Here is a 23555-nt window from a genome sequence, read left to right on the forward strand (position 1 = left end):
TTCACCTGCTGTTTACGTGACACTCGGGGTCTTTACGTCTCCGCAACACCGGTGCCGGAACCGGGTAACACGCCGACGGGATGCTGGCCGCAACGGCCATAGTCGAGCTCAACGGCGCGCCCGCGATGTGGCCAGTCGCGAGTCACTCCCCGCATTCCGGAGCTGGAGGCGTAGCACGACATGGACATCGATTCCGGCTACACCGCGTGGTTGCTGATCTGCGCCGCGCTGGTGATGCTCATGACCCCAGGCCTGGCGTTCTTCTACGGCGGGCTGTCCCGCGCGAAGAGCGTCATCAACATGATGCTGATGAGCTTCACCGCGATCGCGCTGGTGAGCCTCACGTGGATCCTCGTTGGGTGGTCCCTCACCTACACCGACGGCGGTGCCGCCAACCCGTTCGTCGGTGGGTTCAGTGAGGTGGGTCTCCGCGGCATCACCATGGCGATCGACGAGGAAGTCGGCATCCCCGTGATGGTGGACGTCGGCTTCCAGATGATGTTCGCCGTGATTACCGTGGCGCTCATCAGCGGCGCCATCGCCGACCGCGCCAAGATCGGCGCCTGGATGGTCTTCGTCCCGGTCTGGGCGATCCTCGTCTACTTCCCCGTCGCCCACTGGGTGTGGGGCGGCGGTTGGGTCGAGGACATCGAGATCGGCGGCGCCAACGTCATCGACTTCGCCGGTGGGACGGCGGTCCACATCAACGCCGGCGCGGCGGCCCTTGCCCTGGCGCTGGTGCTGGGCCGGCGCAAGGGATTCGGCCCCGGCCTCGGCCGGCCGCACAACCTGCCCTTCGTTCTCCTCGGCGCGGCGCTGCTGTGGTTCGGGTGGTTCGGTTTCAATGCCGGCTCCGCCTACGCCGCCGACGAGGTCGCCGGCCTGGCACTGGTCAACACCCAGGTCGCCGTGGCTGGTGCGGCGCTGGCGTGGCTGCTGGTCGAACGGCTGCGCTACGGGAAGGTGTCCGCGTTCGGCTTCGCCTCGGGCATCATCGCCGGACTCGTGGGCATCACGCCCGCGGCGAGCACCGTCACGCCGGTCGGCGCGGCGATCGTGGGCGTGCTCGCGGGCGGCGTGTGCGCCTACGCGATCAGCTGGAAGTACAAGCTGGGCTACGACGACGCACTGGATGTCGTCGGCCTGCACATGGTCGCCGGCATCGTCGGTTGCCTCGCCATCGGATTCATCTCCTCGGCAGCCGCCGGCGAGGGCGTCGACGGCCTGCTGTTCGGTGGGGGAGCCGGTCTTCTCGCCGCGCAGGCGGTCAGCGTGGTCGGGGTGCTCGCCTACTCCTTCGCTGTGACCTTCGTCATCGGGAAGACGATCGACGCCGTCATCGGCTTCCGTCTCCCCGAAGAGGTGGAGACCAACGGTGTGGACGTCGAGCTCCACGCCGAGAACGCCTACATCCTGGAGGATTCCCTGACCGACGAGCTCTCCTCGCCGACGCCTCCGGGCGAGGAGGTGCCCTCGCCGCCGCGGGGCTAGGTGATCTCAACGCCGCGATCACCAGATCCGCGTCCATCAGTGGCCAGGGCCATCCAGGGCCGGTGTCGATCTCGACGCCGGCCCGATGGCATGCCACGGAAACCCGCAGGTCAACGATGTGGCGACACGGAGAGTTGTCGTCCCTGTGCTGTCCTGGAACGAATCTGATGTTCGCTACCCTAGGTCGGGTATGCAGACATGCGAGGCCGATTCCGATATAACGGCGCAGACGAGACTCGGATCCGTGCCGACGTCTCTCGTCGCTGTCCCGGCCGCATAGGCGTTCAACCCGAAGTTCAGCTCGCGCGCTGTGGCGTACGGCCGGAACGTATGGCAGCGGCAGGAGGCGAAATGTCAGCAGTAGGATCCGGGCGGTTTCTGGTGGCCGCCGCAACCATTACTGGGTTTGCCCTGATCAGCTCGGGGTGTGCGATCGATCTCAGTCACCTGCGGCCAGGGGGTGACGACGCCCCGGAGGAAGAGGAGACCACCGACGCGGCTCCCATCGCGGAGGCGGCCATCGAGGACCTCGCGAGTTGGCCCGCCGCCGAGTTCGAGGGTCGGATGGCCGACTCCGACGGCGAGAACCCCTTCGACATCGCGATGAGCGTCACCGACACCGGGGCCACCCGGGGATCGGTCGACGTCGACGGAGTCTCCGCCACCGTGCTGGAGCTCAACGACGCGACGTTCGTCTCCGCGGACGACGACTACTGGCTCGGCCAGACGTCCTTCTTCAACGTCGACTCCGACACCTACGCCGACAACTGGGTACGTGTCCCGAGCGACCAGTTCGTGGTGGACTTCGCCGATGTCCTCACACCCGAGGACCTCGCCGCGTTCCTGACCGAACAGGCTCCCGCGCCCGGCGCGGAGGGCGCGGTGGAGGACGACGTCGACGGTGTCGCGGCACTGCGGATCCCACTCGCCGGCGGCGAGATGTGGGTGACGCAGGACGATCCGCACCAGGTCCTGCGCATCCAGATCGCGGAGCTGACCGGTGGTGCTGGCGGCGAGGACGAAGACGCCGAGGACGAGGAAGGCGCCGAGGACGAGGAAGGCGCCGAGGAGGAGGCCGCGGAGGACAACACTCCCGGGGCCCGGACCGACGTCTCCCTGCGGCCCCTGGAGACCGAGGAGATCGAGAGCCTCTACGACACCGCCCTGGAGGAGGCCGACGACCTCACCTCCGCGCGCGACGCCCGGATGGAGGTCGCTCTGGACGAGGAGCTCGGCTTCGAGTGCCAAACCGGCGGCGCGTGCACCGTCGACCAGACGGTCCAGGACACTTCCGGCAGGGAGTCCGACGGCGCGATCCGGGTGCGGATGGACGCGACGGTTACCAACGAGGACCTCGGTGAGGAGACCTGCAGCGCGACGGAGAGCCTCGACCCGGACGACTCGGTGGGGCTGTCGTGCGACGTGGACTTCGCCTTGGAGCCCAGCACCTCACCGGAGACCTACGAGGTGAGCGCCGAGGCCAAGATCTCCACCCGGTCCCTCAGCGGCGGCCAGGTCGAGGACCTGATCGAGAACCTGGAAGAGCAGCGCGACGCGACCCTGGAGCGCGCGGGCGGTGCCGAGGACGAGAACGCCGACCAGGACGCTGAGTCCGAGGACCCCGACGCCCAAGAGGAGACCGAGGGCGAGTAACCGCGTTCCCCCGGGCGGGGCGGAAGGGCCGACAGACACTGGTGTCGGCGCTCCGCCCCGCCCGGCGTTCGAGGGCGGAACCGCGGGGACGGGTACCCGACCCGCCGCGCCGGAGCCCGTGAACGCGTGTGCGGGGCCACCCATCGCGGAGCCGCGCACGGCGACCGACGCCGTGGGGCCGCGGCGCCCTCCCCGTACCGTGTCCGAAGGGAAGGCCGCACCCAAGGGGGTGCCGGGCGATTCGCGCCAGGCCTCACTCGGGGCCTCGACTCCGCCACTCCTCACCCCCGCGCCGTGACTCCACCCCGGTTCTGACTCGACTGGTCGACGGTGCACACGGGAGAATGTCCCCAGGAACAGGTATGCGGAGACAACGACAGGAATCAGGTGTCCCGGCCCGGATTCCGCTCCTTGCCGAAGGCTGGGGCAACCTCCGGGAGGAGCGGTAGCCTGGAACCCACTCCCGAGATGAAGGACTGGCCCCAGACGTGTTCGAGACGCTTTCTGACCGACTCGCATCGGTGTTCACCTCGCTGCGCGGCAAAGGTCGCCTGTCGGAGGAGGACATCAATTCCACCGCACGCGAGATCCGCCTCGCGCTGTTGGAAGCAGACGTCGCACTCCCGGTCGTGCGTGCCTTCATCGCGCGCGTCAAGGAACGGGCGCGTGGCGCCGAGGTTTCCAAGGCGCTGAACCCCGCGCAGCAGGTCATCAAGATCGTCAACGAGGAACTGGTGGAGATCCTCGGCGGCGAGACCCGGGAGATCCGCTACGCCAAGACTCCGCCCACGGTCATCATGCTGGCCGGCTTGCAGGGTGCGGGTAAGACCACCCTCGCCGGAAAGCTCGCCAAGTGGCTTTCGCAGCAGCGCAACACCCCGCTTCTGGTGGCGGCGGACCTGCAGCGCCCCAACGCCGTGACCCAGTTGCAGGTCGTCGGTGAGCGTGCTGGTGTCCCCGTCTACGCGCCGGAGCCGGGCAACGGTGTGGGGGACCCCGTCTCGGTGGCGCGGGATTCCATCGAGCAGGCCAAGAGGCAGAACCACAACGTCGTCATCATCGACACCGCCGGCCGGTTGGGTGTCGATGAGGAGATGATGCGCCAGGCGGCCGACATCCGCGACGCCGTCAGCCCTGACGAGATCCTGTTCGTGGTCGACGCCATGATCGGCCAGGACGCCGTCAACACCGCCGAGGCCTTCCTCGAGGGTGTGGGCTACGACGCGGTCGCCCTCACCAAGCTGGACGGCGACGCGCGTGGTGGTGCCGCGCTGTCGATCCGCCACGTCACCGGGCGTCCAATCATGTTCGCGGCCACGGGCGAGAAACTCGAGGACTTCGACCTCTTCCACCCGGACCGGATGGCGTCGCGCATCCTCGACATGGGTGACGTCCTCACCCTGATCGAACAGGCGCAGCGCACGTTCGACGAGGACGAGGCCGAGCGGATGGCCGGGAAGTTCACCTCGGGTGAGCAGCTCACCCTCGAGGACTTCCTGGAGCAGATGCAGATGGTGCGTCGGCTCGGTCCGATCGGCAACCTGCTCGGGATGATGCCCGGCATGGGGCAGATGCGGGATCAAGTCGCCAACATCGACGACAAGGATCTGGACCGGATCACCGCCATCATCCGTTCGATGACGCCGGACGAGCGCGCGGACCCGAAGATGCTGAACGGGTCCCGGCGCGCGCGTATCGCCAAGGGTTCCGGCACCGAGGTCAGCGATGTCAGCGGCCTGGTGACCCGGTTCTTCGAGGCACAGAAGGCGCTGAAGGCCATGCAGTCCGGCGGCGGCATCCCCGGTATGCCGGGCATGCCGGGGATCCCGGGTATGGGAGGTGGCCGGAAGAAGGCCGCCAAGGCGGAAAAGAAGAAGAAGGGCCGCCAGCGCAGCGGAAACCCCGCCAAGGCCAAGCAGGACGAGGCCGCGCGGGCAGCGGAACGCGAGCGTCGCAAGGAAGAGGGCGCCAAGCCCGACGCTCTTCCGCCGGGCCTCGGGGGCGGCGGCAACCCCAAACTCCCGCCGGGCCTCGGCGGCGGCGCGGGGATGCCCGACCTGTCCGGCCTGAAGTTCCCCAAGGACTGACAGGAGCTGACACGGAGCGTGGTTCTGGTGCGGCCCGCCGACATCGGAACCACGAACCCGTCGTCCGTGGTGGGGCGGGCGGTCACACCGTTCGTGACTCGCGTGGCCTGTGGCCCAGACCGCGCCGCCGACACGCCGCAACGTGCTCGGATCGTCGCGCGAATCTGGCACAATGAGAAGTCGACTAACGGTGCTACGGGTCGGCCCTCTACTTGCCTGTGCACCCACGTCGCTGCCCACGTCGATGTCACAACCCCACGTGTTCGTCGGCGGGGCGATCGTTTCGCACGAGGAGAAGACCACACCAGTGGCAGTCAAGATCAAACTCAAGCGTATGGGGAAGATCCGTACGCCGCAGTACCGCATCGTCGTGGCCAACTCGCGCACCAAGCGTGACGGCAAGGCCATCGAGGAGATCGGCAAGTACCACCCGCTCGAGGAGCCGAGCTTCATCGAGGTGAACTCCGAGCGGGCGCAGTACTGGCTCTCGGTCGGCGCCCAGCCCACCGCCCCGGTGAACCGTATTCTTCGGCTGACCGGTGACTGGCAGCAGTTCAAGGGCCTGCCCGCTCCGCCGCCGATGAAGACCGCTGCCCCGAAGCCGGACAAGGAAGCCGAGTTCCAGGCCGTGCTGAAGGAACTCGTGCTGCCCGGCTCCGACGACAAGGGCAAGGGCGGCAAGAAGTCCGAGAAGTCGGACAAGGCCGACAAGTCGGAGAAGTCCGAGGCGAGTAAGTCCGCGAAGGGCGACGAGTCCGAGAAGGCGGGCGAGGCCGCCGAGACCGCCACAGCGAAGGACGAGGGCTAACGTGCTCGAAGAAGCGCTTGAACATCTTGTCAAGGGCATCGTCGAGAGGCCGGACGATGTTCAGGTGCGGGCGCGGCGGCTGCGGAAGGGCAAGGTTCTGGAGGCGCGTGTCCACGCCGACGACCTCGGGAAGGTCATCGGGCGTAAGGGCCGCACCGCGGAATCCCTCCGTACCGTCATCGGCGCGCTCTCAGGTGGGCGCTATGTGCGCGTCGACCTGCTGGAGCTGAACGAAGTGCGCTGAGTGCTCCGGGGGGAGGCGTTCGCGTTCCCCCGGAGCCGCCAGCCACGACGGAGGCTCACCACAATGAAACTTGTCGTCGGCCGGGTCGGTCGTGCGCACGGGGTCCGCGGTGACGTGGCCATCGACGTACGCACCGACGACCCCGACATCCGCTTCGCCAAGGGCGCCCGGCTGGACACCGAGTCGGGACGGTCCCTGACCATCGCCACCCGCAAGTACCACGCGGGGCGTCTGATCGTGCGCTTCAGCGGGATCAGCGACCGCACCGCCGCGGAGGAACTCCGTGGGCTCACACTCGTGGTGGACGCCACGGAGGCGCTGGGCTCGGCGGACCCCGACGAGTTCCACGACGCCGAACTGCTGGGGCTCGCCGTGGTCACCGCGGCAGGCCAGGAGGTCGGCACCGTGGCAGATGTCCTGCATCACTCCCAGGACCTGTTGGTCATCGACACTCCGACCGGAGACGAGGTCCTGGTGCCGTTCGTCCGGGACATCGTGCCGACGGTCGACCCGGTGCGTGGCCGGCTTGTCGTCGACCCGCCACCCGGCCTGTTGGAGCTGTGACCGTGCGGATCGACATCATCACCATCTTCCGGGACTACTTCGCGCCCCTCGACCTCTCCCTGATGGGCAAGGCACAGCAGCGCGAACTCCTCACCATCGGCGTGCACGACCTGCGGTCCTGGACCCACGACCGGCACAACACCGTGGACGACACCCCCAGTGGGGGTGGCCCCGGGATGGTCATGCTCCCGGAACCGTGGAACGAGGCGTTGACCAGTGTCACCTCTGGAGCGTCCTCGGCCGACGAGGCATCCGGTGCCGACGCCGGTGGGGTCCCCACGGCCGAGGTGCCGCGGCTCATCGTTCCCACACCCAGCGGCGCCGTCTTCACCCAACGTGACGCCGAACGCCTGGCCCGTGAGCCGTGGCTGGTGTTCGCCTGTGGTCGTTACGAGGGGATCGACGCCCGGTTCGCCGAGGAGGCGGCCACGCGGATGCCGGTGGAGGAACTCAGTATCGGCGACTACGTGTTGGCCGGGGGTGAGGTGGCGACGCTCGTCATGATCGAGGCGATCGCGCGCCTGTTGCCGGGCGTCCTGGGCAACTCGGAGTCCGCGGTGCAGGACTCCTTCGCCGAAGGGGCCATGTCCCACCTCGTCGAGGGTCCCGTCTACACCAAACCCCCGGTGTGGCGGGGGAGAGAGGTGCCGCCCGTCCTACTGTCGGGCCACCACGGTGCGATCGATCGCTGGCGACGGGACGAGGCGCTGCGCAAAACGGTGCGCAACCGCCCGGAGCTCCTACGGGGCCACGCGTCCGAGGACCTCGACGCCCGTGATAGAGAGGTGCTGGCAGAGGAGGGTTGGCCAAGCAGTTCTGTGGATATGGCAGACTGAATTGGTCGCCCGACTGCGCTTGACTATGCGCCCCTACCCCAAAGGACCCGGTGGGGACTGTTCACGGGGGACCACTAGACGCCCGAGAAGAACCGCGCAGCGTTATGCCGTGGCGCGCAATCGAAGAGGAAACGACGCCAGATGCACACCGCAATCCAGGAGCTTGAGAAGGACCTGCTGCGAACCGACCTTCCCGATTTTCGTCCCGGGGACACGGTGAACGTGCACGTGCGCGTCACAGAGGGCTCTCGCTCCCGTATCCAGGTTTTCAAGGGCGTGGTCATTCGCCGTCAGCGTGGCGGTCTGCGCGAGACGTTCACCGTCCGCAAGATCAGCTATGGCGTTGGCGTTGAGCGGACCTTCCCGGTGCACTCGCCGGTGATCGAGAAGCTCGAGGTGTCCGCCCGTGGCCGCGTGCGCCGCGCCAAGCTCTACTACCTGCGTTCGCTGCGCGGCAAGAAGGCCCGTATCCCCGAGCGTCGGTAACTTTGTCGACACACCACGTATTCCCCTCGGTGCCAGGCTTTCTCGGCTAAGCTTCGGAGCCAATGAGCAACGATGAACTCGACCCCGGCGCCTCCACTGCCCCCAACGCCGAGGACGGGGGCGGGAGTGATCGCGCCGGGGGCGACGCCGCGGCGGAGGACCTCGGGAGTAGCGCTACACCCGAGGTCCCTCAGGGCAAAGCCGACGACGGGGATGGGCCGGACGCGGGAATGAGTTCGAAGGATCGCGAGAAGAGCGAGGACAAGGGTTCCTTCTGGAAGGAACTCCCGATTCTTGTCATCATCGCGGTCGTCATCGCGTTCGCGATCAAGACCTGGGTGGTCCAGCCCTTCTACATCCCCTCGAAGTCGATGGAGGACACCCTCCTCGTCGGTGACCGGATATTGGTCAACAAGGTGGTGTACCAGCTCCGCGACATCGAACGCGGCGACGTCGTGGTCTTCAACGGCTCAGACTCCTGGGACGAGGACACCGAGGTGGCCGAGCCGGAGCCGGACAACCCCGTGTCCGGGGCGTTCACCTGGGTGGGGCAGACTCTCGGCCTCGCACCCACGGGCAAGGAGTACGTCAAGCGCGTCATCGGCCTGCCCGGCGACACGGTGGAGTGCTGCGACGAGCAGAACCGTGTCGTCGTCAACGATGAGCCCATCGACGAGCCCTACCTCTACCCCGGCAGCCTCGAGACCCACCAGGAGTTCGGTCCCGTCACCGTCGAAGAGGGGCGACTCTGGGTGATGGGCGATCACCGTGCGATCTCCTACGACTCGCGTACCCACCAGGGTGACCCAGGTGGCGGAACGATCTCGGAAGAATCCGTCGTGGGTCGAGCGTTTGTCACAGTGTGGCCGCTCAACCGCCTGGGGACTCTCTGACCAGCGTTCACTCGGAACCGGGCGTCCGAAAACGGATCATGGTGGCCCGTTCAACAGCGATTTGACCCGTTCCCAAGTCACAGCGTGTTGACACGTAGTTGAGTATGGAGTGGGAGCATTGGTCCCGGCCCTCGTGTCGGACGTTGAATGGGGGTTCCTCGATCGGGGGCGACGGCGACAGAAGCGGCCCGATGCCACCGCGCGGACGCGGCGGGTTGTCGGGTGGGTCACCGAGAACGGAGCTGTGAGATGAGTTCTGAGGACCTGGAAAAGTACGAGGCCGAGATGGAGCTTCAGCTCTATCGCGAGTACCGCGACGTCGTCGGCCTGTTCACGCACGTCGTGGAGACCGAGCGCCGCTTCTATCTCACCAACCACGTCGACCTGCAGCCCCGCTCGACCGAGTCCGGGGAGACCTACTTCGAGGTCACCATGGCCGACGCGTGGGTGTGGGACATGCACCGGGCGGCCCGGTTCGTGAAGAACGTCCGCGTGGTCACGTTCAAGGACGTCAACGTCGAGGAGATCACCAAGAGTGATCTCGACCTCCCCGCCGACCCCGGAGACTGATCCGCCGTAGCGCACCCCCCACCACCCTCCGCGCGCTGAGTCGCCGTGCTGGCCTTGGGATGTCTTGGCGCGGGGAAGGACACGAACCGTGTCATCGCGTGCGACGCCATCCCTCGTCGGACCGCTCCACCAGTCCGCCCGCGGCGAGTAGGCCCAACTCTCGGAGCAGGGCTGGGACGTCACATCCGACCCGGAGCGCGAGCGTCGCCGGGGCGACGCAGTGTGTCTCGTCCATGTGGGCGAGGACCGCACGGGCCGAGTCGCCCAGCGTGAGGGGATCCGCGCGGGGTCGTCCTGCCGGCAGGACGTCGTTGTCGAGCTCGCCCAGGAGGTCGACGATGTCGGCCGCGTCCCTCACGCACACCGCCTGCCAGTCGCGCAACAGGTGGTGGCACCCGGCCGACAGGGACGACGTGACCGGTCCCGGCACCGCCATCACCGGACGGTGCAGGTTCTCCGCGTGGTGCGCCGTGTTCATCGCGCCGCTGCGACGCCCCGCCTCGACCACCACCGTTCCCGGCGTGAGCGCGGCGATGAGCCGGTTGCGCACCAGAAAGCTGTGCCGCCGCGGTGTCCGCCCCGGGGGAAGCTCACTCACCAGGACACCGGAGCCGACGATCTCGTCGAACAGGCGCTCGTGGCTGCGGGGATAGACGATGTCGGGGCCGCAGGCCAGCACCGACACCGTGCAGCCACCGGCGGAGAGAGCACCCCGATGCGCCTGGGCGTCGATCCCGAACGCGCCGCCGCTCACCGTCGTCCATCCTCGCTCGGCCAGTCCGTACCCCAGCTCCGCGGCGACGTACATCCCGTAGTCGGTCGCGGCCCGCGCGCCGATCACCGCCGCCGACCGTAGGCACGCGTTGCGCAGGTCTCCGTTTCCCCGCACCCACAACAGGTAGGGCTGATCGGTGCCCAGGCTCTCCAGCCGCGTGGGCCACTCCGGATCTCCCGGGACCACCACGCGTGCCCCGAACTGTCCCGCCCGATCGCGAGCCTCCGCCACGCCCCGATCCGTCACCCGTCTCGCCCGACCGATGAGGCCGCGCAACCGCTCACTGAAGGCCCGCCCGTCCACGTCTCCCGGCGGCTCGATCCGATCCCCCGTAACGACGGCCCGCCACACCTCCCGTGCGTGCCCGTACCGCCGCAACAACCGTCCGAGAACCGGATCGGTCGGCCCCGCGATCAGACTCAGCCGCAGCCTGGCCTCGATCTCGTCGTCCCGCTGGCGTTCTTCCATGCGCAGGCTCCAGGGGTGGTGTTGGTCGTGAGTGAGGCCGGGGACGTGGCTGGTCTTGCACTCCTGGCGACTGTCGGCGAGGGCAGGACGGGGTCGAATCCGGTGTGCACCCGTCGGAATGGATGGGTGAGCGAACCCGACGCGCGATGGACGGCCGAGGTGGCGCCCAGTGTCGTTACCCTCGTCAGGCTCTCGCTCGGCGGGGCGCGTAACCGTATGTGTGTGAACGACGCGGAGGTGGGGGTTTCCCATGCGAACCTCTGCCGGTCCGAGGAATCCGCCAGGTGCGGGCTTGGAGAGGGGGCGGTGCGGGACAGCGTCCGCACCGGGTGCTTCGGAGAGTCGGACGTGTGGTCGCCGGACGTCGCGCTGGCGAGGTCCGCCACGGGCGGGCTGAGGTGCGAGTTTGGGCACTTCGGAGGATTGTTCATGCACACTCCCGGGGGTGGAGGCGCGGTCGTGGTCAGATGTCGAGGCCGGACCACAGGGCGAGGGCGAGCCCGGTGTCCTCGACGGTGGGGCGGTTGCGGCCGGCGAGGTCGGCGAGGGTCCAGGAGACGCGGAGCAGACGGTCGAGGCCGCGGGCGGTGATGCGTCCCCGCTCCAGGGCTTGGCCCAGGACCGCCACGGCCTCGTGGGGGAGAGGGAAACGGCGCCGGAGGTCCGCACCAGGGACTTGTGCGTTGTTGTGCCACGGGGTGTCGTGGAGACGACGGGCGGCACGCTTGCGTGCGGCGCGGACGCGTTCGGCGACCACCGCCGATGTCTCGGCCATGCCGCGGTCGGCGAGGAGCTCGGCGCGGGAAACCGGGAACAGTTGGAGTTTGAGGTCGATCCGGTCGAGCATCGGACCGGAGACCTTGGCGAAGTAGCGCTGCCGCACCGTCCCCGGGCAGGTGCAGGCCGCTCCGGGTTTCCCGCATGGACAGGGGTTGGCCGCGAGGACGAGCTGGAACCGGGCGGGGAACCGCGCGGTGGCCGCGGAGCGGGCGACCGCGATCTCGCCCGTCTCGACGGGTTCCCGCAGGGCATCGAGCACGCCGCGGGTGAACTCCGGCACCTCGTCGAGGAACAGCACCCCGTGATGGGCCAGCGACGCGCTTCCTGGGCGCAGTACGGCGCTGCCACCTCCGACCAGCGCGGCGCGGGTGGTGGTGTGGTGCGGATCCCGGAACGGGGGGTCGGTGATCAGGGGCTGGTGGTTGGGAAGCTCTCCCGCGACCGAGTGCACCGCCGTCACCTCCAGAGCCTGCTGGCGGGTCAACGGTGGCAACACCGTGGGGAGGCGGCGGGCGAGCATGCTCTTCCCGGTCCCCGGGCCGCCGAACATCAGGAGGTTGTGCCCACCGGCGGCCGCGATCTCGATCGCCCGCCGCCCCACTGGTTGGCCCAGGACCTCGGCGAGGTCGGGGCGGTGCGGGTCGGGAAGCGGAGGCTCTGGGGCGGGCAGGGGTGGAGCGTCGGGCAGGGGCTCGCCGCGGAGCCGGGCGAGGAGTTCACTCAAGGAGTGCACCCCGGTGACCTTGACGTTCGGTGCCAGGGCGGCCTCGGCGGCGTTCGCCCGCGACACCACACAGTCGACGCTCTCCTCTCGGGACTGGGAGAGCAGCGCGGGCAGCACGCCCTGGACCGGCCGCACTCGACCGTCGAGTCCGAGTTCCGCGAGAAGGACCATGTTCGTGATCGGCTCCGGCGGGACCGCACGGTTCGCCGCCAGCACGGCCACCGCGATCGCCAGGTCGAACCCGCTGCCCCGCTTGGGCAGGCTCGCGGGCGACAGGCTGACGGTGATGTCGGCCTCCGGCCATCGTTCGCCACTGTTGACGATCGCCGCCCGGATCCGTTCCCGGGCCTCCCGCAGCGCGGTGTCGGGGAGCCCCACGATGTGCAGTGAGGCCGAACCGAACCCCAGGTGCGCCTCGACCTCGATGCTGTGTCCGTCCACGCCGATCAACGCCACCGAGTGCGTCCGCGCGAGACTCATCCGGTGACCCGACGGTGGTGCCGGATGTGCCACCGACCGTCCATCGTGTGGAGGACCGACACCGCGTCGATGCGCACGGAGCGAAACCGCATGCCGCTCTGCGTCCGCCACCGCCGCACCAGCCGCCGTAGCCGAGCCACCTTCTCCGGCGTCACCCGATGGAACGGATACGCGTACCGCCCCATGGTGCGGGTCTTCACCTCCACCGCCACCAGCGTCTCCCCCCACGCGGCGATGATGTCCAACTCGCCCGTCGGACAACGCCAGTTCCGCGCCAGGATCCGCATCCCCCGCCGCCGCAGGTACTCCGCCGCGATCTCCTCACCCTTCATCCCAAGGCCACCACCCACCGTGACCACCTCCCAGCCCCCACTGTGCGCCGCACGGAGCCGCACCGCGACCCCCAGCGAATTCCTGTGGATAACGCGCGGACGAACCGGGTCCTCGAAGCAGAAGGGCTGTCGCGCCGGCGGTTCCTGTAGGAAGCTGGAAGCGGTGGCACTGCCGGACCGGGGAGCAAGCAATAATGACCGTTTTGTCGGAATTTCGAGAAGTGAAGAAATTCGACACTTTCCAGCGGTAAGTCCGCAGGTCGCGGAGTGTCCGCTCCCCGCGCGCGGGGATGGTCCCCCCGCGCGAAGCCCCGCCATGTGCTCGATGAGTCTCTTCCCCGCACGCGGGGATGATCCCAACTTGAGTCGCGCGCCGAACGCGATCTCCTCGTCCGTTCCCCGCGCGCCTGGATGGCCCATGTCTTTGGCTTACGGGTTGGTGGTTCCGTTGTCTGTTCCCTGCGGGCGGGTATGGTCCCTCGGTCGGATCATCGATTCCCGCCGTGATTCCTGTAGGAAGATAGAAGCGGTGGTACCCGCCACGGATCGCCGCCAAATCGGGGAGCGAGCATTGGTGACCGTTTTGTCGGAATTTCGAGAAGTGAAGAAATTCGCCGCTTGCCAGTGGTAAGTCCGCTGGTCGCGGACTGTCTGTTCCCCGCGCGCGGGGATGGTCCTCTGATTAGAAATCAAGGGTCACCCAGTCGAGTGTCTGTTCCCCGCGCACGGGGATGGTCCCCCATGCCACGTAGCGCTGGAGTACTTGTCGTCGTCTGTTCCCCGCGGGCGGGGATGGTCCGCCGCTTTGGCTGGAGGGTTTGTGGGCGGGTGGTCCGGGATTAACTCCTGAGGGGATTGACCCAGGACGTTTCCCCGCATTGGGTGGGCTGGGCGGCGGGGGAGGGTGGGACTCTCTAAGCTCGGGGTATGAGTCGCGACGTGGAGATCCTCGACGATTTCGAGCGATATCTGCGGGCGGAGCGGGGGAGGTCGCCGCATACGGTGCGGGCTTACCTCGGGGACCTGCGGGCGCTTGTGGATTACGCGCGTGAGTGGGACACCGACCTACGGGGGGTCGACGTGGCCGTCCTTCGGGGATGGCTGGCGCGGCAGCACGCCCAAGGGGCGAGCCGGGCGACGTTGGCGCGGCGGACGTCGGTCGTGCGGGTGTTCACGGCCTACCTGCACCGGAAAGGGGTGCTGGAGGAGGACCCGGGGGCGCTTCTCGCGTCGTCCAAGTCCGTTCGGTCCCTGCCGACGGTGGTGTCGGAGGAGCGCGTCGGAGCGGCACTGTCGTCCACCGCGGAGACACCGATGGAACTGCGGCGTCGCGCCGTCGTCGAGCTCCTGTACGCCAGCGGGGCCCGGGTTTCTGAGCTCTGCGCGCTCAACATCGATGATCTCGACCAGGAACGCCGCACGGCCCGGCTGCAAGGCAAAGGGGGGCGAGAGCGGATGGTGCCCGTCGGGATCCCCGCTCTGGAGGCGGTGCGGGCGTGGACTTGGCGCGGTCGGCCGCACTGGGCGCGTCCCAACAGTGGGCCGGCGCTGTTCCTCGGCTCGCGGGGGCAGCGGCTCGGCCCGACGTCCGCGCGGCGGGACGTGCACGCGTGGATGGATCGGGAGGACGGCACCGTCGCGCCGCACGACCTCCGCCACTCCGCCGCCACCCACCTGCTCGACGGTGGCGCGGACCTGCGCAGTGTCCAGGAGTACCTGGGGCACAACTCGCTGGCCAGCACCCAGATCTACACCCACGTCTCGGTCGAGCGCCTCACCCGCGCCTACCGGGAGGCCCACCCCCGCGCCTGACCCGTTGTTCCACCAGGCACTCAGCCCTGGGGTACGGGCAGCAGCCGGATCTCCGTCAGTCGCAGCAGGCCGAGCGGGTCCCGGTACTCCGATCCGCGCAGCAGCCCCCAGTGCAGGCAGTCGCGGTCCGCGCAGTGCCGGCCCTGGTCGCTGAGCGTTCCCACCGGTTCCCCGGCGGCCACGACATCGCCCCGCGCGACGTCACCGGCCACGGGCAGGTAGGTGGTGCGGAGGTCGCCATGGCTCACCGACACGACAGGGGTGCCCGCGACGTCTCCGGCGAACCGCACCACCCCGGCGCCCGCCGCGTGGACCGTATCGCCAGGGTCCGCCGCCAAGTCCACTCCCCGGTGTCCGGACAGCCACGGCTCGGGTGGCGGGGCGAAGCCGCGCAGTACCTCCGGCTCCGGTCGAAGCGGCCACGTCCAGGGGCCGGGGGCGGTGTCCGCGTGCGCCGGAGGCGTGGCCGAGCACAGGAGCGCGGCGGCGAGCAGAAGAACGCGTGGGGTCGTCATGGCGTTCACACTGGGACAGGACCCGTGGGCCCGCCAGTCGCCGTCCGCGCCCTGTGGACGAATCCGGGGGCGCGTGAAGGGGTGCGCAGCGGCTAAACTCACGAGGTGGCCCCAGGGCCAAACAATTCGCGCGTCCTCTGTCCTCCCGCCGGGAGGGGTTCGGCCCCGCGGTCCACCTTCGGGTGGCGGGCCGACCAGGACGCCAGGACCAACCGTGGCGGGCATGTGTCCGCCGGCTGCAAGGAGGACCAGTCATGGCCGAAGTCGTGACGATTCGCCAGCTTCTGGAGAGTGGCGTCCACTTTGGACACCAAACCCGGCGCTGGAACCCGAAGATGCAGCGCTTCATCTTCACTGAGCGCAACGGCATCTACATCATTGACCTGCAGAAGTCGCTGGACTACATCGACCGCGCCTTCGAGTTCGTCAAGGAGACCGTCGCCCACGGTGGCACGATCCTGTTCGTCGGCACCAAGAAGCAGGCGCAGGAAGCGATCGAGGAGCAGGCGCGTCGTGTCGGCCTGCCCTACGTCAACCAGCGCTGGCTCGGTGGAATGCTGACCAACTTCTCCACCGTGCACAAGCGGCTCCAGCGGCTCAAGGAGCTGGAGGAGATCGACTACGACGACGTCGCCGGTTCTGGTCTGACCAAGAAGGAACTGCTCGGGCTGCGCCGTGAGAAGGAGAAGCTGGAGCGCACGCTCGGCGGTATCCGGGACATGGCCAAGGTGCCCAGCGCGGTGTGGATCGTGGACACCAAGAAGGAGCACATCGCCGTCAGCGAGGCGCGCAAGCTCAACATTCCGGTGGTCGCCATCCTCGACACCAACTGCGACCCCGACGAGGTGGACTTCCCCATCCCGGGTAACGACGACGCGATCCGCAGCGTGAGCCTGCTGACCCGCGTGGTCGCCGACGCCGCCGCCGAGGGCATGCTCGCCCGCTCGGGCGCGTCCACCGGTGGTGCGAAGGACACGGCGGAGCCGCTCGCGGAGTGGGAGCGGGAACTGCTGGAGGGCAAGGCCAACGAGGCGGCTGCCGAGCAGCCCGCCACGGATGCGCCCGCGGAGTCCACCGAGGCCGCCGCCCCGGCCGAGGCCCCCGCCGCCGAGGCCGCTGCCGAAGAGGCGCCGGCCGCCGAGGCCACGCCGGCCGAGGAGAGCGCGCCGGCCGAGGAGACCGCCTCGGCTCCCGAGCAGACCGAGTCCTGACGAGCCCACGAACCACGAAACGAGTTCTTTAGTTATGGCGAACTTCACCGCCGCCGACGTCAAGAGGCTGCGTGAGCTGACCGGCGCCGGCATGATGTCGTGCAAGAAGGCCCTGGAGGAGTCCGACGGTGACTTCGACGCCGCCGTGGAGTTCCTTCGCGTCAAGGGCGCGAAGGACGTGGGCAAGCGCCAGGAGCGGGTCGCCGCGAACGGCCTCGTCGCCCTCCACACCACGGGAGACTCCGCCGCGGTTCTGGTCGAGCTGAACTGCGAGACCGACTTCGTGGCGAAGAACGAGCAGTTCCAGAAGCTCGCGGCGGACATCGCGGAGTTCGTGGACCAGAAGGAGCCGGCGGACGTCGCCTCCCTGCTGTCCGCGGAGTTCGGCGACGGCAAGACCGTGCAGACCGTCATCGACGAGACCAGCGCGATCATCGGTGAGAAGCTGGAGCTGCGCCGGTTCGCGAAGTTCGAGGGCGCCTACGTCGCGAACTACCTCCACAAGTCCGACCCGGACCTGCCGCCGACCCTCGGCGTGCTGGTGGAGCTGGACAAGGCCGACGCCGAAACCGCTCGGGACCTCGCCCAGCAGATCGCCGCCCTCGCTCCGAAGTACGTGAGCAAGGACGAGGTCCCTGAGGACGTGGTCGAGAACGAGCGGCGCATCGCCGAGGCCACGGCCCGCGAGGAGGGCAAGCCCGAGCAGGCCCTGCCCAAGATCATCGAGGGTCGCGTGAACGGGTACTTCAAGGAGACCACTCTCCTGGGGCAGCCGTTCGTGAAGGACAACAAGAAGACCATCCAGAAGGTGGTCGACGAGGCCGGTGTGACGGTGAAGCGCTTCGTGCGGTTCAAGGTCGGACAGGCCTGAGGGTTTTGACATGATGGGAGGTGTCGGGGAGTTCCCCGGCACCTCCCATGAGGATGAGGGGCCGGGCGTCACCACAGTGGGACGTCCGGGCGAGAAGAATCGACTGAGGAGGACGAAGCACAGTGCCAGAGACCGAGGGGTCGATCCCCGCCAGGAACGAGGTTTCACCTGAGCGGCGCTGGCACCGAGTCGTCCTCAAGCTGTCCGGCGAGGCTTTCGCCGGCGGCGACGGACTCGGGATCAACACCGAGACAGTCGAGTACATCGCCGCCTCGGTGGCGGCCGCCGTCGCCGAAGGTGTGGAGGTCGCGGTCGTCGTGGGCGGCGGCAACATGTTCCGTGGCTCGGAGCTGTCCGCCGCGGGTATGGAGCGCGGCCGCGCCGACTACATGGGCATGCTCGGGACGGTCATCAACTGCCTGGCCTTGCAGGACTTCCTGGAGCGGTTGGGCGTGGACACCCGGGTGCAGACCGCGATCGCGATGAGCCAGGTCGCCGAGGCCTACATTCCGCGCCGCGCCGTGCGTCACCTGGAGAAGGGCCGAGTGGTGATCTTCGGCGCCGGACTCGGGCAGCCGTTCTTCTCCACCGACACCACCGCGGCGCAGCGGGCGCTGGAGATCGGCGCCCAGGCGGTGCTCAAGGGCACGCAGGTCGACGGCGTCTACGACTCCGACCCGCGCAAGAACGCGGAGGCCGTGCGGTTCGACCACCTCGAGTACAACGAGGTGCTGACGCGGGGGCTGAAGGTGATGGACGCGACCGCGGTCAGCCTCTGCATGGACAACGGGCTGCCGATCGTCGTCTTCGACCTGATCGGGCAGGGCAACATCGTTCGCGCGGTGCGGGGAGAGAAGATCGGCACCCTGGTGGGGCCGGCGACGAGCTGACCGCGACGCCCACGAACGCAATCCGGCGCACGAACCAGCGACACACGGGAGCCGACATGATCGACGAGACCCTGCTGGAAGCAGAGGAGAAGATGGAGAAGGCCGTCGTGGTCGCCAAGGAGGACTTCTCCGGCATCCGCACCGGCCGCCCCAGCCCTGCGACCTTCAACAAGATCACCGCCGAGTACTACGGCGCTCCGACACCGATCAACCAGTTGGCGTCGTTCCAGGTTCCCGAGCCCCGCATGGTGGTCATCTCGCCGTTCGACAAGTCCAGCCTGTCGGCGATCGAGCGCGCCATCCGTGACAGCGACCTGGGCGTGAACCCCGCCAACGACGGCAACCTGATCCGGGTGGTGTTCCCGGACCTGACCGAGGAGCGTCGCCGGGAGTACATCAAGGTCGTGCGTTCCAAGGCCGAGGACGCCCGGGTGTCGATCCGCAACATCCGCCGTCACGCCAAGGACGCCATGGACAAGGCGGTCAAGGCCGGCGACATCGGCGAGGACGAGGGCCACCGGGGCCAGGAACAGCTCGACGAACTGACCCACACCTACGTCGGGCAGATCGACGAGTTGCTCAAGCACAAGGAAGCGGAACTCCTCGAGGTCTGATCCTTGTCCACACCCGATCCCTCAGCGGACGATTCCGGTAACGACAACGCCGAGCCGCGGGCGGAGAGCACCGCCGGCGACTCGGACAAGAAGGGCTTCGCCCTACACAAGCCCGACGGTCAGCCCGTCCGTGCCGGGCGTAACCTGCCTCTCGCCGTCATCACGGGGGTGGCGCTCGGCGCGCTGGTGCTGGGGTCGCTGTTCACTTTCCAGTGGACCTTCGTGGTCGTCCTCTCGGCGGGCTTCCTCCTGGGTCTGCGCGAGCTGTGGCGGGCCTTCGCCGCACAGGAGACGAAGCTCGCCGTGTTGCCGCTCGCCGTGGGCGGCATCACCATGCTCGCCGGCGCCTACTTCGGTGGAACCCGGTGGCTCTTCGGCGCACTGGCGCTGACCGCGATCGCCACACTGGTCTGGCGGCTCGCCGGCGGTGCGAACGGCTATCTCCGCGACGTCGGGGCGAGCCTGTTCACCCTGGTCTACGTGCCGATGATGCTGGCGTTCTGGCTACTGATGCTGGATACCGACGGAGACGGTCGCTCCCGGCTGATCGTCTTCATCATCGTCACCATCGCCAGCGACATCGGCGGCTACTTCGCCGGTATCTTCTTCGGCCGGCACAAGATGGCCCCCACCATCAGCCCGAACAAGACCTGGGAGGGCTTCGCCGGGTCCATGCTGACCTGTGTCGTGGCCGGTGTTCTCAGCGTCGTCCTGCTGTTGGACGGGGCCTACTGGGCCGGGATCGTGCTCGGTGCGGCGGTGTGCGTGGCGGCGATCCTGGGCGACCTGATCGAGTCGGTCATCAAGCGCGACACCGGCGTCAAGGACATGGGAAGCTTCCTTCCCGGTCACGGTGGCCTCCTTGACCGCCTTGACTCGCTCCTCGTCGCCGGTCCTGTCGCCTGGCTCGTCCTCACCCTCCTGGTGTCGTCGGCGTAGCCGTGCTCCGCCCGGTGTCCGCCGGGGGATCCCGGCGGGATCGGAAACCTCACCGGAAGTCCGCGGCGTGGTCCTGGGCCCACTGCCGGTAGGTTCGGGCTGGTCTACCAGTCACGGCGCTGGACGGGTTCAGCTGTTCCTCGTAGTCGGGCCGGGAGAACAGTTCGTGCGCCTCCAGGATGGCGTCGATGAAGTCGTCCGGAAGTCCGGAGGCGCTGAGTTCCATCCGGGCCTCCTCCAACGGTTGCTCCTCGAGACGCAGCGGCCGACCAACCGCCTCGCCGATCATGGCGACCCGGTCCTCGGTGCTGAGCATCTCCGGCCCGGTGACGGTGTACGTCGCACCATCGTGGCCGTTCTCCGTCAGGGCCACGACTCCCACCTCGGCCAAGTCCGCCTCGTGCACCATGGACCGACGCGCCTTGGGGAACGGGTCGCGGACGACGCCGTTCGCCCGGATCCCCTTCGCCCACTCCAAGTCGTTGCTGGCGAACCCACCACCACGAATCGTCGTCCGTCGGATCCCGGACGCTCGCAGTTGCCGTTCGATCCGCGCGTGCATCCCGTTGATGGGATCCGCCTGCTCCTCCACCTCGTCGTTCACCCCGTCGGAGGAGAGATGGATCACCCGCCGCGCATGGGACGTCAGTAGGTCGAGCACCGGTGTCGGGTCCAACTCCAACGCGGCCCACACCAGGAAGACGTCGTCCACACCGCGCAGCGCCTTACGTAGCGACTCCGGGTCGTCGAGGTTGCCTCGAACCACCTCGACCCCCACCGGAAACCGAGTCCGAGCCGGATCCCGGACGAACGCCCGTACCGGAATCCCACGCTCCGACAACTGCCGCACCGCGGCTCCGCCGACCTTGCCCGACGCCCCAATGACCAGGATCATGCGTGACTCCTCTGAGTTGCCTCTCACCGGGAAGTCCGGAGAGACACCACTGAGCCAAATCCATCAACCTAACTTGATGTCAAGCGGACGCCCACCCCATCGCATCCTGGTTGGCTGTCTGAAGGGATCGACGCAGCGAACGTCGTCCTGGCGGTCGCGAGCCCCCAGCGCTCCCAGAGAACCGAGCCATGAGAGAACACGACCTAGCGCAGGACCCAACTGCGGCCTTCGGCGGCGAGCTTGTCGAGGAGGGTGGCGGCGTCGTGTTCCTTGGCGAACATGTGTTCTGGGCGGGTGATGGGGACCACCCAGAGCCATCGGACGGGGTCGCCGTGGAACTCTAGCCCCGAGGTGTCGGGGGCGGGCGGCCCCGGGAGGACGGCGGGGTCGGTGATGAGGAGGGCGGCGGCGTAGGTGGGGCTGAGGCCGGAGCCGTCCTCTCCCTGGAACCACTTCACGCTGTGGCCGGGACCGAACCAGGTGACGGCGCGCCAGGGGAAGACTCCGAGCCAGCGGAACACGTGAGCCGCGCGGTCGGCGGGGAGGGTGGTGGCCATGGCGAGTTCCACCCGGGCGTAGGAGGCGGACTCGGCCATGTACCGGTCGAGGGTGGGCATGCGTTGCCCACACATGCCCACGGTGCTGACCACGGTGTAGTCGCGGCCCTCGGTGGCGGGGCGTTCGGAGACGCAGATGAGTGGTGGCTGTCCGTCGGAGACGTCCCAGTAGTGGTCGCCGGGGCCGATCGTGCGGGACAGGTGGGAGAACACGGTGCGCTGTACGGTGCGGGACGCGCCGGGGGCGTCGCGCCACTGCCAGTAGGCGTCGGCGTGCACCACACGGGGCCACAGCCGGTGCGCCACGTCGTCCAGGGCCCAGGCGTGCGTGCTGCGCCCCACGGCCTCGCGTGCGTAGCCCGGGAGACCGACCTCGGCCTCGGCCCAGCCGGGGATGACGGCGAGAAGGCTCTCACCCTCGAGGAGCGCGACGCCGTCGCCCTCCTCGAACCACACCGCGCGCAACTGGTCGGAGAGGATTGGGGGATGGCCCTTGGGGTGCTTGGTGTGCCGGGCCGGTACCAGCGTCCCGTTGCCGGGCGCCGTGGGGTCGGCGACCGCGGGGGCGGGGGTGTGGTTGGCCAGCCACACCGGCACGAGGATCTCGCCCCGTGGGTCCCGGAGGTGGGCGCGGGTGGTGTGGGCGTCGCTGACCACAGTGACCCGACGGCTGCGGTACGGGCTGACCTCGTCGAGCAGGATGTCCACCGTCATACTCCCGCCTTACCACGGGAGGTGTCTTCGGATCCGCGGCCCATGGGGTGCCGACCCACTCCTCCCGACGCCGCGCACCGTTGCGTTCACCAGGCCGGCGGCGGTGCTGCGCACGCATAGACTTCAGGGGCGCCCCAAGACAACCGGCCTTGCCCGTGGGGGTGCTTGATGTCTCAATCATGGCGCATCGTGCAGGTTCTAGCCAGCGCCGCGAGCCAGCTCCGTGTTTCCGACCCCGTGGGTGCCACTGATGCCGACAGAACTGACCTTCACCGCGCCGAGGCGGGCCAAGCCGCCGCGTCACCTCGCTGACCTGGACGCGGCCGAGCGCGCCGAGGTGGTCTCGGAGCTGGGTGAGCGACCCTTCCGGGCGAAGCAACTGGCGCGACACTATTTCGGCCGGTTGGAGCGCGACACCGAGCGGATGACGGACCTCCCCGGCGCCACCCGGGAGGCCCTCGGTGCGGCCCTCCTGCCGGAACTGCTCACCAGCGTCCGCCACATCGCCTGTGACGACGGCCAGACCCGTAAAACGCTGTGGCGAGCCTTCGACGGGGTCCTGTTCGAGTCGGTGCTCATGCGCTACCCGGACCGCAACACCCTGTGCGTGTCCTCCCAGGCCGGCTGCGGCATGAACTGCCCGTTCTGCGCCACCGGCCAGGCCGGTCTGACCCGCAACCTCTCGACTGGCGAGATCGTTGATCAGGTCGTGGCCGTCGCACGCGACCTGGAGCGCGGTGAGGTCGCGGGCGGCCCCGGACGGATCAGCAACATCGTGTTCATGGGGATGGGGGAGCCACTGGCCAACTACCGCCGGGTGCTCCAAGCGGTGCGGCGCATCACCGACCCGGTACCGGACGGGCTGGGCATCTCCCAGCGCGGGGTGACGGTCTCCACGGTGGGTCTCGTGCCCGCGATCAACCGCATGATCGAGGAGCGGTTGAAGGTCCGGCTCGCCGTCTCCCTGCACGCTCCCGACGACGAGCTGCGCGACGAACTGGTGCCGGTCAACACGCGGTGGAAGGTGGCGGAGGTCCTGGACGCCGCCTGGCGCTACGCCGGAGAGACCGGGCGTCGCGTCTCCATCGAGTACGCCCTGATCCGAGACATCAACGATCAGGCGTGGCGCGCGGACCTGCTCGGCCGCCTGCTGGCCGGCAGGCTCGCCCACGTCAACCTCATCCCGCTCAACCCCACGCCCGGATCCAAGTGGACCGCGTCGCGGCCGGAGGACGAGCGCGAGTTCGTGCGCCGGCTCGAGTCGCACGGTGTTCCGGTGACGGTTCGCGACACTCGGGGACAGGAGATCGACGGGGCCTGCGGGCAGCTCGCGGCGCGGGCATAAC

23 protein-coding genes are annotated in these 23555 nt (G+C 68.6%); 17 read left to right on the forward strand and 6 right to left on the reverse strand.

The window, feature by feature from the left end; all coding sequences use genetic code 11:
* The first annotated feature begins 180 nt into the window (after window positions 1-180).
* From J4H86_RS23415 to J4H86_RS23460, 10 genes are all read left to right on the forward strand, one after another.
* Entirely contained in the window at window positions 181-1491 is a 1311-nt protein-coding gene (locus tag J4H86_RS23415; RefSeq protein ID WP_236540394.1) for an ammonium transporter, read from the forward strand.
* A gap of 351 nt (window positions 1492-1842) precedes the next feature.
* Window positions 1843-3144, forward strand: a complete 1302-nt coding sequence (locus J4H86_RS23420) for a hypothetical protein (protein WP_236540395.1) — start codon at window positions 1843-1845, stop codon at window positions 3142-3144.
* A 488-nt stretch (window positions 3145-3632) separates the two neighbouring features.
* The gene (ffh, locus tag J4H86_RS23425) at window positions 3633-5231 is read left to right on the forward strand and encodes a signal recognition particle protein (RefSeq protein WP_236540396.1); all 1599 of its coding nucleotides are present in this window, start codon (window positions 3633-3635) and stop codon (window positions 5229-5231) included.
* Window positions 5232-5538: 307 nt separating this feature from the next.
* On the forward strand, window positions 5539-6039 hold the full coding sequence (rpsP, locus tag J4H86_RS23430; RefSeq protein WP_236540397.1) for a 30S ribosomal protein S16: 501 nt from the start codon (window positions 5539-5541) through the stop codon (window positions 6037-6039).
* Window position 6040: 1 nt separating this feature from the next.
* Complete coding sequence (locus J4H86_RS23435) at window positions 6041-6283, forward strand: RNA-binding protein (protein ID WP_236540399.1); 243 nt, start codon at window positions 6041-6043, stop codon at window positions 6281-6283.
* Between the two features lie 63 nt (window positions 6284-6346).
* Window positions 6347-6847, forward strand: coding sequence for a ribosome maturation factor RimM (gene rimM, locus J4H86_RS23440; RefSeq protein WP_236540400.1), 501 nt, complete (start codon window positions 6347-6349; stop codon window positions 6845-6847).
* A 2-nt stretch (window positions 6848-6849) separates the two neighbouring features.
* Complete coding sequence (gene trmD, locus J4H86_RS23445; protein WP_236544144.1) at window positions 6850-7683, forward strand: tRNA (guanosine(37)-N1)-methyltransferase TrmD; 834 nt, start codon at window positions 6850-6852, stop codon at window positions 7681-7683.
* 141 nt (window positions 7684-7824) lie between these two features.
* A complete protein-coding gene (rplS, locus tag J4H86_RS23450; RefSeq protein ID WP_236540402.1) occupies window positions 7825-8169 on the forward strand; it encodes a 50S ribosomal protein L19 in 345 nt (114 codons plus the stop codon).
* A 62-nt stretch (window positions 8170-8231) separates the two neighbouring features.
* Complete coding sequence (gene lepB / locus J4H86_RS23455; protein ID WP_394356409.1) at window positions 8232-9062, forward strand: signal peptidase I; 831 nt, start codon at window positions 8232-8234, stop codon at window positions 9060-9062.
* Window positions 9063-9311: 249 nt separating this feature from the next.
* Entirely contained in the window at window positions 9312-9632 is a 321-nt protein-coding gene (locus J4H86_RS23460) for a DUF2469 domain-containing protein (RefSeq protein ID WP_236540404.1), read from the forward strand.
* Between the two features lie 91 nt (window positions 9633-9723).
* Here the strand turns inward: J4H86_RS23460 and dprA are convergent, their stop codons facing one another.
* The 3 genes from dprA to J4H86_RS23475 all read right to left on the reverse strand — a co-directional run bounded on the left by dprA (window position 9724) and on the right by J4H86_RS23475 (window position 13209).
* Window positions 9724-10875: a DNA-processing protein DprA gene (gene dprA, locus J4H86_RS23465; RefSeq protein WP_236540406.1), complete on the reverse strand. Its 1152-nt coding sequence runs from the start codon at window positions 10873-10875 to the stop codon at window positions 9724-9726.
* A 463-nt stretch (window positions 10876-11338) separates the two neighbouring features.
* Window positions 11339-12859, reverse strand: a complete 1521-nt coding sequence (locus J4H86_RS23470; protein ID WP_236540408.1) for a YifB family Mg chelatase-like AAA ATPase — start codon at window positions 12857-12859, stop codon at window positions 11339-11341.
* Complete coding sequence (locus J4H86_RS23475) at window positions 12856-13209, reverse strand: YraN family protein (protein WP_330932449.1); 354 nt, start codon at window positions 13207-13209, stop codon at window positions 12856-12858. Before J4H86_RS23475 ends, J4H86_RS23470 begins: the two co-directional genes overlap by 4 nt.
* Window positions 13210-14118: 909 nt before the next feature.
* Between J4H86_RS23475 and J4H86_RS23480 the strand changes: the two genes are divergently transcribed.
* The gene (locus J4H86_RS23480) at window positions 14119-15003 is read left to right on the forward strand and encodes a tyrosine recombinase XerC (RefSeq protein ID WP_236540410.1); all 885 of its coding nucleotides are present in this window, start codon (window positions 14119-14121) and stop codon (window positions 15001-15003) included.
* 20 nt (window positions 15004-15023) lie between these two features.
* On the opposite strand, the gene J4H86_RS23485 is transcribed toward J4H86_RS23480, so the two are convergent.
* Window positions 15024-15518 (reverse strand): M23 family metallopeptidase, encoded by a 495-nt coding sequence (locus J4H86_RS23485; RefSeq protein WP_236540412.1) that lies wholly within the window; start codon window positions 15516-15518, stop codon window positions 15024-15026.
* Window positions 15519-15772: 254 nt separating this feature from the next.
* Here J4H86_RS23485 and rpsB point away from each other — a divergent pair, with 254 nt between their 5' ends.
* The 5 genes from rpsB (at window position 15773) to J4H86_RS23510 (ending at window position 20043) form a co-directional block, all read left to right on the forward strand.
* Window positions 15773-16729: a 30S ribosomal protein S2 gene (rpsB, locus tag J4H86_RS23490; protein WP_236540413.1), complete on the forward strand. Its 957-nt coding sequence runs from the start codon at window positions 15773-15775 to the stop codon at window positions 16727-16729.
* A 34-nt stretch (window positions 16730-16763) separates the two neighbouring features.
* Complete coding sequence (gene tsf / locus J4H86_RS23495; RefSeq protein WP_236540414.1) at window positions 16764-17600, forward strand: translation elongation factor Ts; 837 nt, start codon at window positions 16764-16766, stop codon at window positions 17598-17600.
* A 122-nt stretch (window positions 17601-17722) separates the two neighbouring features.
* On the forward strand, window positions 17723-18490 hold the full coding sequence (pyrH, locus tag J4H86_RS23500; RefSeq protein WP_236540416.1) for a UMP kinase: 768 nt from the start codon (window positions 17723-17725) through the stop codon (window positions 18488-18490).
* Between the two features lie 56 nt (window positions 18491-18546).
* A complete protein-coding gene (frr, locus tag J4H86_RS23505; protein ID WP_236540418.1) occupies window positions 18547-19104 on the forward strand; it encodes a ribosome recycling factor in 558 nt (185 codons plus the stop codon).
* Between the two features lie 3 nt (window positions 19105-19107).
* Window positions 19108-20043 (forward strand): phosphatidate cytidylyltransferase, encoded by a 936-nt coding sequence (locus tag J4H86_RS23510; protein WP_236540420.1) that lies wholly within the window; start codon window positions 19108-19110, stop codon window positions 20041-20043.
* Window positions 20044-20092: 49 nt separating this feature from the next.
* On the opposite strand, the gene J4H86_RS23515 is transcribed toward J4H86_RS23510, so the two are convergent.
* Window positions 20093-20938, reverse strand: a complete 846-nt coding sequence (locus J4H86_RS23515) for an NmrA family NAD(P)-binding protein (protein ID WP_236540422.1) — start codon at window positions 20936-20938, stop codon at window positions 20093-20095.
* Between the two features lie 203 nt (window positions 20939-21141).
* On the reverse strand, window positions 21142-22209 hold the full coding sequence (locus J4H86_RS23520; protein WP_236540424.1) for a suppressor of fused domain protein: 1068 nt from the start codon (window positions 22207-22209) through the stop codon (window positions 21142-21144).
* 250 nt (window positions 22210-22459) lie between these two features.
* On the opposite strand from J4H86_RS23520, the gene rlmN reads away from it, so the two are divergent.
* Window positions 22460-23554 (forward strand): 23S rRNA (adenine(2503)-C(2))-methyltransferase RlmN, encoded by a 1095-nt coding sequence (gene rlmN / locus J4H86_RS23525; protein ID WP_236540425.1) that lies wholly within the window; start codon window positions 22460-22462, stop codon window positions 23552-23554.
* Window position 23555: the final 1 nt, after the last annotated feature.

The organism is Spiractinospora alimapuensis, from assembly GCF_018437505.1.
Taxonomy (GTDB): domain Bacteria; phylum Actinomycetota; class Actinomycetes; order Streptosporangiales; family Streptosporangiaceae; genus Spiractinospora; species Spiractinospora alimapuensis.

What these genes read in the sequence shown, in the direction of transcription:
- lepB (WP_394356409.1), top strand. Translation starts at nt 8,232, where the DNA reads ATGAGCAACGATGAACTCGACCCCGGCGCCTCCACTGCCCCCAACGCC.
- J4H86_RS23515 (WP_236540422.1), bottom strand. Translation starts at nt 20,938, where the DNA reads ATGATCCTGGTCATTGGGGCGTCGGGCAAGGTCGGCGGAGCCGCGGTG.
- J4H86_RS23485 (WP_236540412.1), bottom strand. Translation starts at nt 15,518, where the DNA reads ATGACGACCCCACGCGTTCTTCTGCTCGCCGCCGCGCTCCTGTGCTCG.
- rimM (WP_236540400.1), top strand. Translation starts at nt 6,347, where the DNA reads ATGAAACTTGTCGTCGGCCGGGTCGGTCGTGCGCACGGGGTCCGCGGT.
- J4H86_RS23420 (WP_236540395.1), top strand. Translation starts at nt 1,843, where the DNA reads ATGTCAGCAGTAGGATCCGGGCGGTTTCTGGTGGCCGCCGCAACCATT.
- J4H86_RS23480 (WP_236540410.1), top strand. Translation starts at nt 14,119, where the DNA reads ATGAGTCGCGACGTGGAGATCCTCGACGATTTCGAGCGATATCTGCGG.
- rlmN (WP_236540425.1), top strand. Translation starts at nt 22,460, where the DNA reads ATGCCGACAGAACTGACCTTCACCGCGCCGAGGCGGGCCAAGCCGCCG.
- J4H86_RS23415 (WP_236540394.1), top strand. Translation starts at nt 181, where the DNA reads ATGGACATCGATTCCGGCTACACCGCGTGGTTGCTGATCTGCGCCGCG.
- J4H86_RS23470 (WP_236540408.1), bottom strand. Translation starts at nt 12,859, where the DNA reads ATGAGTCTCGCGCGGACGCACTCGGTGGCGTTGATCGGCGTGGACGGA.
- J4H86_RS23460 (WP_236540404.1), top strand. Translation starts at nt 9,312, where the DNA reads ATGAGTTCTGAGGACCTGGAAAAGTACGAGGCCGAGATGGAGCTTCAG.
- tsf (WP_236540414.1), top strand. Translation starts at nt 16,764, where the DNA reads ATGGCGAACTTCACCGCCGCCGACGTCAAGAGGCTGCGTGAGCTGACC.
- rpsB (WP_236540413.1), top strand. Translation starts at nt 15,773, where the DNA reads ATGGCCGAAGTCGTGACGATTCGCCAGCTTCTGGAGAGTGGCGTCCAC.
- frr (WP_236540418.1), top strand. Translation starts at nt 18,547, where the DNA reads ATGATCGACGAGACCCTGCTGGAAGCAGAGGAGAAGATGGAGAAGGCC.
- dprA (WP_236540406.1), bottom strand. Translation starts at nt 10,875, where the DNA reads ATGGAAGAACGCCAGCGGGACGACGAGATCGAGGCCAGGCTGCGGCTG.
- J4H86_RS23520 (WP_236540424.1), bottom strand. Translation starts at nt 22,209, where the DNA reads ATGACGGTGGACATCCTGCTCGACGAGGTCAGCCCGTACCGCAGCCGT.
- rplS (WP_236540402.1), top strand. Translation starts at nt 7,825, where the DNA reads ATGCACACCGCAATCCAGGAGCTTGAGAAGGACCTGCTGCGAACCGAC.